Origin of the sequence: Vibrio sp. 14G-20 (assembly GCF_026241515.1) — a bacterium.
Taxonomy (GTDB): domain Bacteria; phylum Pseudomonadota; class Gammaproteobacteria; order Enterobacterales; family Vibrionaceae; genus Vibrio.
On record NZ_JAPHPW010000011.1, the window covers coordinates 93582 to 109670 of the forward strand.

Annotated in this window: 15 protein-coding genes; 9 read left to right on the plus strand and 6 right to left on the minus strand. The window is 45.0% G+C overall.

Annotated elements, in window-relative coordinates:
- Positions 1–40: 40 nt before the first annotated feature.
- A complete protein-coding gene (locus OQJ75_RS12235) occupies positions 41–535 on the minus strand; it encodes a peptidylprolyl isomerase (protein WP_193840686.1) in 495 nt (164 codons plus the stop codon).
- Positions 536–658: 123 nt separating this feature from the next.
- Complete coding sequence (locus OQJ75_RS12240; protein ID WP_265973659.1) at positions 659–1267, minus strand: TetR/AcrR family transcriptional regulator; 609 nt, start codon at positions 1265–1267, stop codon at positions 659–661.
- Between the two features lie 167 nt (positions 1268–1434).
- Between OQJ75_RS12240 and OQJ75_RS12245 the strand changes: the two genes are divergently transcribed.
- Positions 1435–2421: a glycosyl transferase family protein gene (locus OQJ75_RS12245; RefSeq protein ID WP_265973658.1), complete on the plus strand. Its 987-nt coding sequence runs from the start codon at positions 1435–1437 to the stop codon at positions 2419–2421.
- A 98-nt stretch (positions 2422–2519) separates the two neighbouring features.
- On the opposite strand, the gene OQJ75_RS12250 is transcribed toward OQJ75_RS12245, so the two are convergent.
- Positions 2520–2804: a hypothetical protein gene (locus OQJ75_RS12250; protein WP_265973657.1), complete on the minus strand. Its 285-nt coding sequence runs from the start codon at positions 2802–2804 to the stop codon at positions 2520–2522.
- 178 nt (positions 2805–2982) lie between these two features.
- Positions 2983–3216: a hypothetical protein gene (locus OQJ75_RS12255; protein ID WP_248374485.1), complete on the minus strand. Its 234-nt coding sequence runs from the start codon at positions 3214–3216 to the stop codon at positions 2983–2985.
- 301 nt (positions 3217–3517) lie between these two features.
- Here OQJ75_RS12255 and OQJ75_RS12260 point away from each other — a divergent pair, with 301 nt between their 5' ends.
- The 4 genes from OQJ75_RS12260 (at position 3518) to udp (ending at position 9121) form a co-directional block, all read left to right on the plus strand.
- A complete protein-coding gene (locus OQJ75_RS12260; RefSeq protein WP_248374486.1) occupies positions 3518–3934 on the plus strand; it encodes a CBS domain-containing protein in 417 nt (138 codons plus the stop codon).
- A 170-nt stretch (positions 3935–4104) separates the two neighbouring features.
- On the plus strand, positions 4105–5568 hold the full coding sequence (locus OQJ75_RS12265; RefSeq protein ID WP_265973656.1) for an MATE family efflux transporter: 1464 nt from the start codon (positions 4105–4107) through the stop codon (positions 5566–5568).
- Positions 5569–5721: 153 nt separating this feature from the next.
- Positions 5722–8079 carry a zinc/cadmium/mercury/lead-transporting ATPase gene (locus OQJ75_RS12270; protein WP_265973655.1) on the plus strand — a complete coding sequence of 786 codons (2358 nt, stop codon included), beginning with the start codon at positions 5722–5724 and terminating at the stop codon, positions 8077–8079.
- A gap of 283 nt (positions 8080–8362) precedes the next feature.
- Positions 8363–9121: a uridine phosphorylase gene (gene udp / locus OQJ75_RS12275; RefSeq protein ID WP_017065292.1), complete on the plus strand. Its 759-nt coding sequence runs from the start codon at positions 8363–8365 to the stop codon at positions 9119–9121.
- Positions 9122–9317: 196 nt separating this feature from the next.
- Here udp and OQJ75_RS12280 read toward each other — a convergent pair whose 3' ends face one another.
- Together OQJ75_RS12280 and OQJ75_RS12285 are read right to left on the minus strand one after the other, a co-directional pair.
- Positions 9318–10484 (minus strand): DUF1887 family protein, encoded by a 1167-nt coding sequence (locus OQJ75_RS12280; RefSeq protein WP_048609362.1) that lies wholly within the window; start codon positions 10482–10484, stop codon positions 9318–9320.
- A 198-nt stretch (positions 10485–10682) separates the two neighbouring features.
- Positions 10683–12674 carry a methyl-accepting chemotaxis protein gene (locus OQJ75_RS12285; protein WP_265973654.1) on the minus strand — a complete coding sequence of 664 codons (1992 nt, stop codon included), beginning with the start codon at positions 12672–12674 and terminating at the stop codon, positions 10683–10685.
- A 276-nt stretch (positions 12675–12950) separates the two neighbouring features.
- Here OQJ75_RS12285 and hinT point away from each other — a divergent pair, with 276 nt between their 5' ends.
- From hinT to lpoB, 4 genes are all read left to right on the plus strand, one after another.
- The gene (gene hinT / locus OQJ75_RS12290) at positions 12951–13301 is read left to right on the plus strand and encodes a purine nucleoside phosphoramidase (protein WP_004736268.1); all 351 of its coding nucleotides are present in this window, start codon (positions 12951–12953) and stop codon (positions 13299–13301) included.
- A 277-nt stretch (positions 13302–13578) separates the two neighbouring features.
- A complete protein-coding gene (locus tag OQJ75_RS12295) occupies positions 13579–14970 on the plus strand; it encodes a COG3014 family protein (RefSeq protein WP_265973653.1) in 1392 nt (463 codons plus the stop codon).
- Entirely contained in the window at positions 14970–15353 is a 384-nt protein-coding gene (locus OQJ75_RS12300; protein ID WP_017632173.1) for a YcfL family protein, read from the plus strand. The genes OQJ75_RS12295 and OQJ75_RS12300 overlap by 1 nt, the downstream gene beginning before the upstream one ends.
- 138 nt (positions 15354–15491) lie before the next feature.
- Positions 15492–16082 carry a penicillin-binding protein activator LpoB gene (gene lpoB, locus OQJ75_RS12305; RefSeq protein ID WP_017060223.1) on the plus strand — a complete coding sequence of 197 codons (591 nt, stop codon included), beginning with the start codon at positions 15492–15494 and terminating at the stop codon, positions 16080–16082.
- Positions 16083–16089: the final 7 nt, after the last annotated feature.

Sequence of the window (16089 nt, forward strand, 5' to 3'; positions counted from 1 at the left end):
CAATTCGAATGCACTAGGGGCGGGAAAGGACGTGAATGAATTAGTCGCGAATAGTGACTTTTGTAATCACAATATCTTCGCAAGGCACATCTTCGTGTCCCCAGCGAATGGTTGTTGGTGCTTCCGCAATTTTGTTTACGACATCCATACCCGCCGAAACCTTACCGAATACCGCGTAACCCCAACCAGCATTGGTTGTTGAGGTGTGATCTAGGAAATCGTTGTCATCAAGGTTGATGAAGAACTGCGCCGTTGCAGAATGTGGTGCATCAGTACGAGCCATTGCCACAGAACCAATCACATTCTTCAAGCCACGGTTTGCTTCGTTGACGATTGGAGCGCGAGTTGGTTTTTCTGTCATGTCGATAGTGTGACCACCACCTTGAATCATGAAACCTTCAATAACACGGTGAAATGTCGTGCCTTCGTAGAAACCGTCTTGGCAGTATTTAAGGAAGTTTTTCGACGTTACTGGCGCTTTTTCAAGGTTCAGTTCAATCTCGATATCGCCAAAGTTGGTGGTGAAAGTAATCATAGGGCTACCTAAAGTTGAAGTTTTACTGAGTCGTAATGACGAAAGTGGGTTGCAGTATAGGGAAAATAACAGCGGATACCAGTGATGGTTTTATTGTGGTTAAATTCTCGTCAACCACCAAAATCACGCCCGATATTGCTTAAGGAACATCTCGACACTTGAAGTAATGATCACTTGTTTGTGCGCAGCATCCGGTGACGGCACATGGCCAATGATTTGCGGCCAAAATGCAAAAGACTTAAGCAGGCCAATGAACTGCGTGGAGGCGAATTGTGGGTCTAGTTCTACTAAACGACCGTCTGCTAATGCAGCTTTAATCCAGGTTGTGAGTCCACTTTCCGCTTGGGAATATTTTTCCATCGCTTGATGTGCCAGTTCGGCATTATGGAAATACTCAGAAAAGAGTACACGTGACAGGTCGATAAAGCCTTCTGACTCAAGTAACTCAAGTTCTTGGTTGGCTATCGACGAAAGTTGTTCTTCAAGTGGCAGTTCTGCTTGATAAGGGAAATGCGTCGCGGCCAGAGTTTTGCTCCAAATACTGTCTAGAATCTCATCTAAAAGCAGTTCTTTGCTGGCAAAGTGATTGTATACGGTGCGTTTTGATACCTCCGCGCGGCTCGATATTTTATCCATGCTGGTGGCCTTGTAGCCATGCTCAGTAAACTCTGCGATAGCAGCGGCAACGATCGATTCACGTTTTCTTTGGCTCAGCGTTTTTTTTACAGTCATCGGGATACTACTCAATATGTCGCGGTTAGCATTGCATACGATAATTGTACACCAGTAAGTTTACTTTTAGAACACCAATCCACGTATTGGTAATTCGATCGATAACAACTGAATCGCTTTGCAATGCACTGTGGGTATCATAGAATCGAAAGTGTATTCGAATTTTATTGATATCAACGGAAGAGAATAAACAATCAATGAGTAGTATTTTAGAGTGTATTCGTACAGTTGGACGAGGAGAAAGAGGGCGCAAGCCTTTATCGTTCGAACAAGCCTACCGCATCATGGATGAGTATTTAAGCGGAGAGGTCGGTGACGACCAAATGGCTATGCTACTGATGCTGATTCGTGTGCAGAATGAAACCAATGAAGAGATCGCTGGCTTTGTAAAAGCGTTTCAATCTCGAGTGCCAGACTTGGGCGCCGATATTGATTGGCCGTGTTATGCAGGTAAGCGTAACGATAACGCCAGTGGTAAGCCTTGGAACTTGTTGGCAGCAAAAATCTTAGCTGACAATGGCTATAAAGTGTTAATGCATGGCTATATGGATAAGCCGAGCGGTAGGACGCACGTTGAAAGCCATTTGCAAGATGTCGGTGTGCAAAGTGCTGAGAACCCTGAACATGCTAAGTCGATTCTTGAACAAGACGGCATTGCTTATTTACCGCTAGCTAACTTTGCGCCCGAAGCACAAACCATGATTGGTTGGAAACACCGCTACGGTTTGAGAACACCAATTAACACGGTAGTTCGAGCATTGAATCCTGGTGGTGGCCGTTTAGGTCTGCGTGGCAGTTTCCATCCTGGCTTTCCACAACTTCATGCGGAAGTTGAGCATGTTATTGGCAATAAATCCCACTCGGTGATTTCATTCAAAGGGATGAACGGTGAGTCGGAATATAATCCTAAAGTTAGCCAAACGGTGTGGATGAGCTCCCCTGACAAAGTCGAATCGTTCTACTGGGAAGAGATGATGAACCTAGAGTTGCCACTTCCTAGTCAATGTGTACTTGGCACATCGGCTGAAGAGATGGCGCTAATGGCGAATACCGTTGTCGACAGCATGACAGCTATTCTCTTTGCAGATACGCACGATAAAACTGAGGCATACCAGAAAGCGGTGCGCCTGTGGTATGAGTATTGTGCGCGTTAGATGGTGGTTTGTAACCAATGAGAGAAGGTCAGCGAGCGCTGGCCTTTTTTATGCTTAATTTCTAGCAAGGGCTTTTCGTGAACGCCCAAACAATAAAGCTACTTCACTCGCATCAAGCGATGCATTTTGTCTTCGAACTGAATCTCAATCACCTGTGAGATTTTCATCTTATCAACACGATCAAGCATTCTCGCTTGGTAATCACGTTTTTTCATCCACTCTAGCGGTTCTTTAAATCCATCTTCATTAATCACAAACGACTGATCGGTAATGGAGTCTTCAAAGATATGAACCACCCAAATGCGTGATTGGAAATCCAGTAACTTGCTAAAGTAGCTTTTTAACTTAGATAAGGAGTTAGAGAGATACGTTTGAGAAGACATAGTAAACCGTATTTGGACAATGAAAATCGGCAAGGGCGCCGTCTGATCATTATATCCTTTACCCGTTAGGCTTGTCAGGTCGAATTCGGCAGCCATTCATGGCTATTGCGCTTGCTAATGCTTTGCTATTGTTACTGTGGCTGCCAGTTCGTGATTAACCAAACCAGTGTCGGATTCACTATTTTATGAATAGGCCGAAGTCGATCTCTTGCTCTCTTTGATATTTTACCAGCTTCACTTTTAGGTCGTGTTTTGCTGCTAAGTCAATGGCTAAACACGACATGCGTTTTATCTCATCAACGCAGCTTGAAATAAGCGGTTGTTCTTGATTATCGATAGTGGCGATGAGTGTGTTTTCTGTACCGTCGTTACCTGCATAAACATACGCGTACATGTTGTTGTCGTGTTGCATAAACTTCCTAAATCGGGATTTCTAATTATTAGTGCGGTGAAGATTACAGGGTTTATTTACGCAGGCTAGTTCGGTGAAGTAAGGTTAAGCAAGAGAAAGTAAGGCTTTGTAAGGGCTATTTTTTTCTTTTTTTAGTGTTCGAAAACGTGCTCAACCCTTTGTTTGTCTCACTTTTTTGTCTTGTTAGGTTTTGCCTATCAATAAAATTGTTGAAATCCATTTAGTAAAATCAAGATTTTAGACAACAATTAACTTAACGAGATAGAAAAATATATGACGCAAAGTATTTAGGGAGAACGCAATGCATTCTATTAAAGTGAAAGATTACATGACGCAGCAGGTTGTGACATTTACTCCTGATATGCCGTTAAGTCTAGCGTTAGACAAAGTGATGCGTAGCCACCACATGGGTGGGCCCGTAATCGATGATAACGAACAAGTGATTGGCTTCCTTTCAGAGCAAGATTTACTCGAGAAATTAGTGAAGGTCAGTTACTTCTGCCAAGACACACACATTGTGGGTGACTGCATGTACCAAGAAGTACTGTCTGTTTCACCTGATTTATCCATTATTGAATTAGCAGACATGATGCAGGTTGGAAAACCTAAAGCATACCCTGTGATCGATAATCGAAAACTGGTGGGTATTATCACCAGAACTGATGTTTTGAGAGCAATCGGCAAGAACTTGGAAGAATGCTTCAAACATCAGGTATAGTAGCGTGTTAAGAACGATTATTTTTCTCAATACCCTCAATTGAAAAAGGCGCACTCGCGCCTTTTTTCTGTATAGAACTTTTCTTGGTCGATCCTTTCTTTGTGGATCTCTAGCCGGTTGATTAGTTTATTGGGCGTTAGCTCTTGGGTATTCCAACTTTTGGAGATTTCATGTCAAATCAAACGGCAAAGTTTGTTGAAGGTTCAACGATGCGCCACATATTGGTGATGTCGGGAGCTGGCTCTGTCGGTTTGATGGCGTTATTTGTGGTCGATTTACTCGACATGCTGTTTATCAGTATGCTCGGGCAGGTTGAATTGGCTGCTGCGGTAGGCTTTGCTGGTACGCTGACTTTTTTCTCTACCTCCGTTTCGATTGGTACTTCCATTGCCATGGGCGCATTAGTGTCTAAAGCTATCGGTTCAAAGAATCAAGAACACGCTCGAAACCTAAGCACCAGTATCATGCTGACTGCGTTGGTTATCAGTTCGACCGTTACTGCAATCATGTTCGCTTATATTCCAGAGTTGTTAGCCGCGATAGGCGCAAAAGGGATTGCGGCCGAGCGTGCTGAGGCGTACCTACAGATTTTGCTGCCAAGTGGTCCATTTTTGGCGTTAGCGATGGCAGCGGGTGCGGGCTTAAGAGCGGCGGGCGATGCGAAACGTTCGATGTGGGCGACTTTGTCAGGCGGCATTGTTAACGCGATTCTCGATCCGCTGTTTATTTTTGGTTTTGGTTGGAACATCGAAGGGGCGGCTATCGCTTCGGTTATTGCTCGCTTCTCGGTGTTGTTCTTCTCGCTTTACCCTCTGATTCGCAGCCATCAATTGGTTGCTCCCCCTTCTTTTGTGCAATGGCGCCTTAATATTCGCCCAATACTAGCGATTGCGTTGCCTGCGATTATCACCAATACCGCAACACCGATTGGTAACGCGATTGTGACAACGGGTATCGCACAATATGGTGAGGATTTTGTCGCGGGCTTTGCCGTGATTGGCCGTTTAACGCCAGTTTGTTTTGCGGTGATTTTTGCCTTGTCTGGTGCGGTAGGGCCAATCATTGGTCAGAACTTCGGTGCTGAGCGAATGGACAGAGTCAAAGAGACGCTGAACAACTCGCTGTTAGTGACCACTGTGTACACCATCGCTGTGTGTATTCTTTTGTACTTCATGCAAGGCTATGTGATTCAAGGCTTTAGCCTGCAAGGTGATGCGGCCGTTATTGTTGCTGCGTTTTGTACCTATGTGGCGCTGACCTTTACCTTTAACGGTGCACTGTTTGTCGCGAACACTTCGTTCAATAATCTAGGTAAGCCTCTTTATTCAACGGCGTTGAACTTAGGTAAGGCGACACTGGGTACTCTGCCATTCGTTTACTTGGGTTCACAATGGTATGGCGCTTTGGGTGTTATCTATGGTCAAGCTTTGGGTAATGTTCTGTTCGGAATTTTAGGTATCTTGGTGCTTCGACATCATATCGCTGAGCTGATGCAAGGCTCTCTAGTCGACCCTGTAGAAGATGATGTGTCGATTGTCAGCTTGAACACTCAGCCGTTTTGTTCACATGATGCAGTTCTTATCGATGATGTATCGACGAACCGTGAAGAGTGTGCGGAGCTTAAATCTCAGTAAGCCATCGGTGCTGACATAATATTATTGTTTTCTTGATAACTTCTTCTTGACCTTGGAGTAGCCTCCAAGGTTTATACTCATGTTGAACTTAAGGTTATGTTGCTCGTGCGTTAGCAACAACCTCAAGGCTTTTGAGTATTTAGGAGATATTTTATGTGCGCAAAACATGCAGCGTGCCGCTCAGCAAAAGTGGACGTTCAAACTCAAACGGCAGGAGCCAGTTGCTCTAGCCCTAAAATTTCAAGCATCACAGCAGCAGGTACTTCATCTGGGTGTTGTAGCTCTTCTGCTGCTCCGTCATCGTCTGGAGATGATTGTTGCAGTTCGTCGGATAGTGGAGAAGAAGACAGTCAGTCCTCAACCTTATCTCTCGACGCCCAATTTTCGAAAAGTTGGCTGGTTGCCGGAATGGACTGCCCAGCTTGTGCAAGAAAAATAGAAAATGCGATCAGTAACATTGACGGTGTTATTCAAGCAAAGGTTCTCTTTGCTACCGAAAAGCTGGTTGTGAAATTCGATAATGAAAGCCTTGCCGACACCATTGAACAGGTCTCTATCAAAACGGGTTTCCCTCTTAAGGAAGTCGGTTCAAAGAAAGAAAAACAACAACCTGAGACTTTTTGGCAAGCTCATATCCAACCTAATTTGCAGATTGTCGCGATTGCAGTGGCAATGCTGTTTGCTGCGCTTCTGAAAAGTACCTCCCCTCAGTTAAGTGAAGGCTTGTTTACGGTAACTTGTCTACTTGGTTTATATCCGGTGGCGAAGAAAGCGGTTCAGCTGGCACGTTCAGGAACACCGTTTGCTATTGAAACCTTAATGAGTGTTGCCGCGCTGGGTGCTTTGTACCTTGGCGAAACTGTGGAAGCAGCGATGGTTCTATTGTTGTTCTTGATTGGTGAGCGCTTAGAAGCCTTTGCTTCATCTAGAGCAAGAAGTGGCGTTCAAGCGCTAATGGCATTGGTACCAGAAAACGCAACCAAGATCATCAACGGTGAACGTGTAGAAGTTGCAGTCAGTGAACTGGTTCCTGGTGATGTTATTGAAGTAGCTGCGGGTTCTCGTTTGCCTGCTGACGGTCAATTGATTACAGACGCAGCAAGCTTTGATGAAAGTGCGTTAACCGGTGAATCTGTTCCTATTGAACATATCGAAGGCAATAGCATCATGGCTGGCGCTGTGGTGGTCGATAAAGTGGTTCGTATCACCATCACTTCAAAACAAGGTGAGAACGCGATCGACCGTATTCTTCATCTGATTGAAGAAGCTGAATCTCGTAAAGCACCACTAGAGCGATTCCTCGATAAGTTCAGCCGTTGGTACACACCGTTAATGATGTTGGTTGCCTTGTTGGTGATCATCACACCTCCATTGTTGTTTGCTCAACCTTGGGAAACGTGGGTTTATCGTGGCCTAGCCTTATTACTGATTGCTTGTCCTTGTGCATTGGTTATTTCTACGCCAGCAGCGATTACCTCTGGTTTAGCAGCAGCAGCAAAACGTGGTGCTTTAATCAAAGGCGGCGCTGCGCTAGAACAGCTTGGAAAAATCCAAACCATTGCATTCGACAAGACGGGTACTTTGACAGAAGGCAAGCCTCAGGTTACGGATATTCAGGCTCTATCGGGTTGGCAACAAGATGCGATGCTGCGTGTGGTTGGGGCGATTGAAGTGGGCTCTACTCATCCATTGGCGCAGTCGCTTGTCGCTAAAGTAAAAGAGCTGAATATTGAGATTCCTGAATCGCACAACAAGAAAGCGTTGATTGGTAGTGGTGTTGAAGGCGATGTTGATGGTGTTAAGTATCAGGTTCTGTCACCGTCTAAAGTCACGTTCGATCTTGGTGTTGATGTGGTTTCTCAGGTAGAAGCATTAGAAGGCGAGGGCAAGACGGTTGTAGTTGCTCTTGAGGTTAAAGAACAAGAAGAATCAACAGAGCGAGCTACGACGGTGATTGGTCTGATTGCTTGGCAAGATACGTTACGCAGTGACGCTAAGCTTGCGATTGAACGACTCAATGACTTGGGTATTCAATCTATCATGCTGACTGGCGATAACCCGCGAAGTGCGGCAGCGATCAGTCGCAAGATTGGTATGCAGTACAAGGCAAGCCTATTGCCAAGCGACAAGGTATCTTACGTTGAGGAGTTGTCTCAACAGTCGCACGTGGCGATGGTCGGCGATGGTATCAATGACGCGCCAGCGATGAAAACCGCTAACGTAGGTATCGCAATGGGCGGAGGGACTGATGTCGCCTTAGAAACGGCTGACTCAGCACTGACTCATAACCGCTTAACGGAACTGCCAGCGATGATTGAGCTATCGCAAGCGACCATGAATAACATCCGTCAAAACGTCGCACTCGCACTCGGTTTGAAAGGCGTGTTCTTGGTGACAAGCTTGTTCGGTATTACTGGCCTGTGGGTTGCAGTGTTGGCCGATAGTGGTGCAACGGCATTGGTGACATTGAACGCATTGCGTCTGCTTCGATTCAAATCTAAAGCGGATTAAATCGAGCTCATCAACATAGAGCATTCTTAATATATAAAGCGCTTTTAGCGGTAATACGTTAAAGGCGCTTTTTGTCTCATTAGTATGCAACACAGGCGTATTGATTGCTTATTTTTGTGATGCCAATCGGTTTTTCGTGAAACTTGAAATCTTGTTGCGATCATTCGTGTGACGGGTGTCACTTCATTTTGTGGTGAGCTTGGTTAGAGTGTGTTCGTACCCCACGAATTTACTATGAGCTTAAATAAGGGTAAAAAGCCCAATAAGCCAAAAGGAGCGAACTATGTCTCAAGCTGTTTTCCATTTAGGTGTTACTGAAGCAGATCTTAACGGTGCTACTCTTGCGATCATCCCTGGTGATCCTGCTCGTGTACAAAAAATTGCAGAAGAGATGGAGAATCCAGTATTTCTTGCTAGCCATCGTGAATACACACTTTACCGCGCAGAACTAGACGGCAAGCCAGTTGTTGTATGTTCTACAGGTATCGGTGGTCCTTCTACTTCTATCGCTGTAGAAGAACTAGCTCAACTGGGTGTTCGCACTTTCCTTCGTGTTGGTACTACTGGTGCTATCCAACCACACGTAAACGTTGGCGACATGATCGTTTCTACAGGTTCTGTTCGTTTAGACGGCGCTAGCCTGCACTTTGCTCCAATGGAGTTCCCAGCCGTTGCTGACTTCGAAGTAGCAACAGCAATGAAAGCGGCAGTTGACGAATCAGGTGCAACAGTTCACATGGGTGTAACGGCATCAAGTGATACGTTCTACCCAGGTCAAGAACGTTACGACACGTTCTCTGGTCGTGTTGTTAAGCGCTTCCAAGGTTCTATGCAAGAATGGCAAGACATGGGCGTTCTAAACTTCGAGATGGAATCTGCAACACTACTAACAATGTGTGCAAGTTCTGGTCTGAAAGCAGGTTGTGTTGCTGGTGTAATCATCAACCGTACTCAAAAAGAGACGCCTGATCACGACACTCTAAAAGTAACGGAAGCGCGCTCAATCAAAGTGGTTGTAGAAGCTGCTCGTAAAATGCTTTAAGTATTAAAGTGCTTTTAGTCTTCAAGTGACATTAAATTTTGAAAATGGCCGCATCGAATGATGCGGCCATTTTTTTGTGCCGTCTGAAAGTAATCAATAGAGAAAACAGACAACAAAAAAGGCGAGTGACTTAATCGTCATTCGCCTTTTTAACAATCTGCTTAAGAGCATTGAGCTCTCATGAGTTTATTTGATTTTAGTACTCTAGGTCTTCGCTACCACCCGCAGCCGTAAACCATGCCGTTAGGTGTGTTTTAAGATCTTTTAATTCGTCAGGGCCAATCAATGCAAGGCCAAGATCTTCTGCTCGTGTGATGTCGTTATGACGAAGAGGGCGGAAGCTCACCAGCATGGCACGTGCTTGTAGACCACCTAGCAGGTCTCTAAGCGATTCCAGTTTGTACAAGGTGTCATCACCATCATCACGCATGCCTTTGGTCTTACATTCGATGATGTGCAGCTTATTGTTCACCACAGAGGCAACATCAAGCTCATTACGAACCTCACGTTCGCCCAGTTGACGGTATACCTGAACATTCAAAGAACGGTCTTGAATGGTCGGCATGTCGTCTTGGATTTGTTTAACTGTGCTGTGAACCAATGTTTCAAGCCATTCACCGTTTGAGAAGCGGCGTGCGTCTTCATTGGCAAAGGTCAAAATACCGTTGTCGTAAGTCGCAATTTTAGCTTCAACCAAATCGCTCAGCAGCATGTTGAGCTCGCGATAGCCTTGTTGCTTCTCAGATAGCCCTACATCAAGTTTTTGTTCTTTACGGCATGTCGTTGCTAGGTAGTTCAATGTCGCAAGGCCAGGGCCGAGTTCTAGTGCATTACTTGCCCAACGTTCACCCAGTTCATAAAGTTTCTGATCCAGTTGCGGAGACAGCTGAACATCGCTGAATTCACCGCGAGCACCGAACACAGTCAGGTAGTCGTCGATAGTGATACGGTCTTGAACCTGTGCATCTTCTTTACCATTCGGGTACAACCAGCAAAGCTTGTCGCTATTTGGTTCAACCACGAAGATTGGCCAGTGGTAAGTACGGAATACTTCGTACACAGAAAGTAGGCGGTGACGAAGGCCACAACTTGCGTTGAGCTTCACTTCTTGACCTCGTGCTTTGAGGTCTTCGGCAAGGGTTTGGATAGATTCTTTAATGACGGACGTATTTACGATGGTCGGAATTTCGAAAAACTCACTCGTAATGTCGCGCTTCTGCAAAACGCTGTCTAAACGTTTGTACATACTTACTTGATTTTTGTCGCCGATAAACACGATGTGAGTGCTGACCGTTCGGTTATCAAGTAATGGGGTGAGCAAGCGAATGGGGTCTTGATCGATAATGCCAACATGAACAGCCATATAAATTCCTTAATAGCGGCTCGCTCATAAAGGTGAAAGAAAAAAACGGGAAGCAGCAAGCCTTAATAATCATATAATGACAAAGCTCATAAAAAACAAGGGCAACCCTTGATAAAAGTTGCCCTAGCTCAATTAGTTACCACTATTGGGTAAGAAGTCTCAACAATCTCACTAAATATCTATCGATTCTTCATTTATCTATAGTTTGAATTGATGTACTAAATCACCTTGCTGATTCGCCAGAATTGTTAGGTTTTGGCTTGCCTCCGCAATTGAAGACATCGCTTGGTAACTCTTATCTGCGATGTGGTTGATGTCTTCGATGTTGCGTGCGATATCACCAGACGTTTCACTCTGCTCAGCGGCTGCTTGAGAGATGTGTGTACTCATGTGGCTAATCTCTAGAATCAAGGCTTGGATCTCTTCCATCGCGCTGTTTGCACTTGAAGCTTGTTGAACCGACATGTCCATATCGCTCATACAGCTTTCAATTACGTTACTTGCAGTTTTCGAGCTTGATTGTAGGTTGCTGATCATGGTCTCGATTTCAGAGGTTGATTGAGTGGTCTTTTGCGCTAGCACTCGGACTTCATCGGCAACGACTGCAAAACCACGACCTTGTTCACCAGCCCGCGCTGCTTCGATTGCCGCATTAAGTGCAAGTAGGTTGGTTTGTTCAGCAATGCCACGAATTACGTCAAGGATTGAACCAATTTGACTACTCATCTGTTGTAGCTCGCCTACAGCACCCACTGATTCAGTAAGGCGAACCTCAAGCTGATTAATGGTACTGATGTTGGTGTTCATGATCTGACGTCCAGATTCAGAAGCCGATTCTACTTGTTGAACCATGGTGAGTGAGCTTTGCGCGCTGTTCGCCACCTCTTGCACAGAATGAGACATCTCTGTCATTGCGGTTGCAACGGTTGCCGTTTGTTCGCGTTGGCTGTTCAGTTGAGCCTGCGTTTCAGAAGATGTCTTCTGGTTTACGCTTGCCGTCTTAGTTAAGTCATCTGAAGCGTCATTCAGTTTGACGAGAATATTACGTAGATTGTCGGCCAAGGTGTTGATGTGACGGCTCACACGGCTGAATTCGTTGTCGTAGCGAATATCGATACGCTGAGTCATATCGCCTTCAGTTAGGCCTTCTAATGTTCCTAGAATACGAGTTAATGGCTCTCTTACACTGTGTGCAATGTGGTAACCAATTGCGGCTGCGAATACGGTGACAACAATACCAATTGCAATTGCGTTGAATAGGCCTTTGTCGTAAATGCTGCTCGCGTCTGCCAGTGAAGCGTTAAGTTGTTGTTCTGCGGTTACGTTGAATGAATCTAATACCGCCATAGCTTGGTCTACTTCGACTGCAAGGTTGGCGATGTTCACATACAGCGCTTGTTTCGCTTGTAGATAGTTGTTGTGTTTGTCTAACACGCCGCCTTTTTGGCCAACGTCTTTGGTGAATTTTTGAACCGATTCATCGAAGACGTTTTTAAGAGCAGGCAGCTGTGTCGCCAAGCCCCGGTATGCGTAGTTTAGGTGAGTCACGGCCTTCTTGTTTTGGTTAACGGCTTTCTGTACGAAGGCAACATCAGAGCTTGCTAGTGCATCTGAAGTGATTACCTCTGCGTCTTGCAGTTTGATGAAGTAGCTCTTCGCCATTACTTTTACAGAGATACTTTTTTGGTCAGCAACGTACTCTTTCATGCCAACCGTTAATTCTGAATGTAGGCGTTGGAAGTCACGTGATGCTTTTTGTACTTGTTCTTGTGCTTCAAACATCGCGACGTAGTTGTTCATCGCTTCGTCTGCTTCTGTAAAGTAGCGTTCTTCCATCGCTCGCAGTTGTGCGATGCGTTCGATGAGTGTGGCGTCGTTCTGGCTTGCCGCTTCTAGATTGCTTAGAACTTCAGAAAAAGAGTTTTGTGATGCAGCAAACTCTGTGCGCATTGCAGACATGCGTTCAGCGTTTTGTGTAGTTAAGAAGTCTTTGAATGACTTGTCAGCAGAGAGCAATTGAACACTTGTTTGATTTGAAAGCGCAACAAGCGGTAATGAGGTTTCTGAGACACTCTCAAAATTGCTGTGTATCTGATTCATGCTGTTCATCATGATGGTTATCGTGACTGCGAACATGATGATGATCAGTGCGAAACCAGCGTACATACGCTTGATCACAGATCCCTTCATGGCTTTCTCCCTAATAAAAATGCAGACCTAATGTCAGGTCAAAGTAAAACTAACAAAATTGTCAGCATTCTATTGAGCTCCGCTTACGCATTTTATGACGCATACGGCAAAAATAACCCTCAGTTATAATCAACATGCCATTCTTGAGAGCTAACACTGGTTTTCTTTGATTTGAACGGTGTTTTTTATTATGCTTTAAAGCGGATTTATTGTGGTTTGTTGCGGCATAGCGCATACTCAAAACATTAAAAAGTAAATGTTTTATCGGAGAAAAACATGGCTGAAGAAACCATCTTTAGTAAGATCATCAATAAAGAAATTCCTGCAGATCTGCTATACCAAGACGACTTAGTAACGGCGTTTCGCGATATTAACCCTCGCGCTCCTAGTCATATCCTAATTATCCCGAACAAGCTGATTCCAACGACCAACGATGTTGAAGTCGAAGATGAAGCGATGATGGGGCGAATGTTTACCGTTGCTCGCAAGTTAGCAAAAGAAGAAGGCATCGCAGAAGATGGCTATCGTCTTATCGTGAACTGTAACTCTCACGGTGGCCAAGAGGTTTATCATATTCACATGCACTTGGTTGGCGGCCGTCCACTTGGCCCCCTATTAATGAGCTAATGAAAAGCTAACGAGTTAATGAAAGCTAATGAGCTAGTTTAAACGCGCTCATTAGTGGGTTAACACAAGTAGTTAGTTGGAAAATTTGTAGTTTGTATGCCAACTTTAAGTTCTATCTGTTGTCTGAATGTCGGCATCGCCTAGGCAGAGGCTATATCAGTAGGGTTTCAACTGGCTTGAGATCCTTTTTACAACACGTTTCGTTTTGATAACGAGACCAATAAGGGTCAACAGACCCTAATAAAGTTGGCATTTTAAACATGCACGGAGACGATAAGTGAAGCAACAGTTTAGATTCGCTTCCATTGCCCTGTTATCGGCGTTGACCGTAGGTTGTGCGAGTATGTCTGCAGGAAGCCTGTTCAGTCATTACAGCGCACAAAACAAAGCGATCTACCAAGCCGTTAAATCTGGAGATTATTCAGAGGCTCAGCAAGAGCTACCAGATTACGCGGCAGGCGACATCCTTGATAACTTTGAAAGAGGCAGAATTAATCTGCTGGATCAAAAATACCCTGAAAGTAAGGCTTCGTTTGAAGTGGCTGATCAGGCAGTGACTGAGCAGCAACGAAAAGCCGTGATTTCAATCTCAGACAGTGCAACCAGTGTGGGTGCGTTGGCTGTGAATGACAATATTACCGAGTATGTGCCAGCCGATTACGAGTTGGGCTTTCTTCATCTGTATCTCGGTTTAAATTACCTCAAGAAAAACGATTTAGAAGGTGCGGTGATCGAAATGCGTCGCGCCAACCAAGTTCAAGAACAAGCGAAGAAGCAACGCGAGGCTGAGTTAGACAAAGCAGCCAGCGATGCGAAGAAGCAAGGCTTGTCTGCCAATGTGGGTAGCATCCTTGCCAATTACCCTGATGCGGGTAAGAAACTGCAGTCAGTACAGAATGCGTATCTGATGTTCTTGTCTGGTCTGCTTTATGAAGCTTCAAATGATTTAAACAGCGCCTACGTTGACTATCGTCGTGCTTTGGCTGTGATGCCAGATAACCAAGAAATCATCGATAGAACCATGGCAACAGCCGCTCGTTTAGGGATGCGACAAGATTTAGCAACATTAGAAAAACGCTATAAGCAATCTTCTAAACTTAGTGCAGGTGAAGGGCGAGTGATTGTTCTTCAAGAGCAGAGCGCTGTACAAGCTATGGACAGTTGGCGACTAGATTTACCTGTTTATGACAGTCGCGATCAGGGGGCAATATACTCTCTTGCGCTGCCATATTACCCAAGTCAAAACGTTGAGCGCTTTTCTGCTTTGCGAATCAGCGGGCAGCCGCTACAAGAGCATTTGATCACTGATGTAAACGCGATGGCGCAGAACGATTTATCGGAACGTATGACAAGCATTGTTATTCGCCAAGCGCTACGTGTAGTCGCGAAAGATCGCATTCGTAAAGAAGCAACCAAAGGCGATGATGTCGGTAATATTTTGTTCAACGTGTGGAACACACTGACAGAGCAACCAGATACTCGTAGTTGGCAATCATTACCGGCAGAGATTAAGAGCAGTACGTTTGTAGCAAACAGCGGTCAATATACGTTGGAAGCGGGCGCTAGAACGTATGACTTTGATATTCGAGACGGGCAGACCACCTTGGTGTGGATTTCTCGACAAGGAAACAACGCAACAATGTGGCATAAACAGCTAGGGAGGCTGTAATGAAAAAGTGGTTAGTGAGCTTAGCAGCGGTTATGGCTCTGGCTGGTTGTGCTGATAATACAGCTGGCGTAAGGGTTGATAGTCTGACTCAGAACGTTTTCTTTGGTGACAAGGTATTGGGTAGCCGTTTACAGGTTGAAGATATCCGCACCGATCTAGTCGACGGTCATACGCGAGGAATCGTGCGTTTAAATAGTAACTATAAAGGCGACCAACATATCCTTTATCGTTTTTACTGGTACGACGATGCCGGGCTTGAGGTCAACCTAAAACAAGGTCCTTGGAAACAAGCGATTGTTCGTGGCTTTGAAAGCCTTTCGTTGTCGGAAGTGTCGGTAAACCCGAAAGCGACTCAGTTCCGAGTTCAGTTCCGAGAGCAGTAAGCTCGATTAGAATAGATTTAGTGACAACTGGCTTTAGTTAACATCGACTAGAGTTTCAGAAAGCGAATTCATTGATTCGCACAGACAAGAATTTAAGAGTGTGGGTAACCCCACTCAGTGATAAGTTGAGGAAAAAAAATGAAAAAGAGTGTCATTGCGCTACTAGGTTTAGCGGTTATTTTAGGCGGTTGTTCGAACAAGGTAAGCTACGGTGATGCACAAGCAGTAGAAACCACGACAATCGATTTCGGTTCAACTGACCTTCAAACGATTGCGGGTGAAATGGTCGATAGCATGATGGCTTCTGGTTCAGTGTCTTACATTACTCGTGAACAGCGTCCAATCGTGTTCGTTGAGCGAATCAAGAACAAAACAAGTGAGCACATCGATACTGAGTCAATCACTGACACAATCAGTACTAAGATGCTGAACTCTGGAAAGTTCCGTTTCGTTGATATGGACCGTGTAGAGTCTGTTCGTGATCAACTGAACTTCCAAAACAACGATGAGCTTGTAAACCAAAGTTCAGCGATTCAATTCGGTAAAATGGTTGGTGCTCAGTACATGCTGTACGGCAACCTATCAAGCATCGTTAAGAAAGCGGGTAGCGATGAAGACGTATACTACAAAATGACGATGCGTCTAATGGATCTTGAGTCTGGCTTGATTGAATGGGCTGACGAGACTGAAATCCGTAAGCAACAATCTAAGAGCCTACTAGGCCTTTAATTTCGCT

Excerpts from the sequence above, each read along its gene's own strand:
- OQJ75_RS12260 (WP_248374486.1), top strand. The coding sequence starts at position 3,518 with ATGCATTCTATTAAAGTGAAAGATTACATGACGCAGCAGGTTGTGACA.
- lpoB (WP_017060223.1), top strand. The coding sequence starts at position 15,492 with ATGAAAAAGAGTGTCATTGCGCTACTAGGTTTAGCGGTTATTTTAGGC.
- OQJ75_RS12235 (WP_193840686.1), bottom strand. The coding sequence starts at position 535 with ATGATTACTTTCACCACCAACTTTGGCGATATCGAGATTGAACTGAAC.
- OQJ75_RS12270 (WP_265973655.1), top strand. The coding sequence starts at position 5,722 with ATGTGCGCAAAACATGCAGCGTGCCGCTCAGCAAAAGTGGACGTTCAA.
- OQJ75_RS12280 (WP_048609362.1), bottom strand. The coding sequence starts at position 10,484 with ATGGCTGTTCATGTTGGCATTATCGATCAAGACCCCATTCGCTTGCTC.
- OQJ75_RS12250 (WP_265973657.1), bottom strand. The coding sequence starts at position 2,804 with ATGTCTTCTCAAACGTATCTCTCTAACTCCTTATCTAAGTTAAAAAGC.
- OQJ75_RS12255 (WP_248374485.1), bottom strand. The coding sequence starts at position 3,216 with ATGCAACACGACAACAACATGTACGCGTATGTTTATGCAGGTAACGAC.
- OQJ75_RS12300 (WP_017632173.1), top strand. The coding sequence starts at position 14,970 with ATGAAAAAGTGGTTAGTGAGCTTAGCAGCGGTTATGGCTCTGGCTGGT.
- OQJ75_RS12285 (WP_265973654.1), bottom strand. The coding sequence starts at position 12,674 with ATGAAGGGATCTGTGATCAAGCGTATGTACGCTGGTTTCGCACTGATC.
- OQJ75_RS12240 (WP_265973659.1), bottom strand. The coding sequence starts at position 1,267 with ATGACTGTAAAAAAAACGCTGAGCCAAAGAAAACGTGAATCGATCGTT.
- udp (WP_017065292.1), top strand. The coding sequence starts at position 8,363 with ATGTCTCAAGCTGTTTTCCATTTAGGTGTTACTGAAGCAGATCTTAAC.
- OQJ75_RS12265 (WP_265973656.1), top strand. The coding sequence starts at position 4,105 with ATGTCAAATCAAACGGCAAAGTTTGTTGAAGGTTCAACGATGCGCCAC.
- hinT (WP_004736268.1), top strand. The coding sequence starts at position 12,951 with ATGGCTGAAGAAACCATCTTTAGTAAGATCATCAATAAAGAAATTCCT.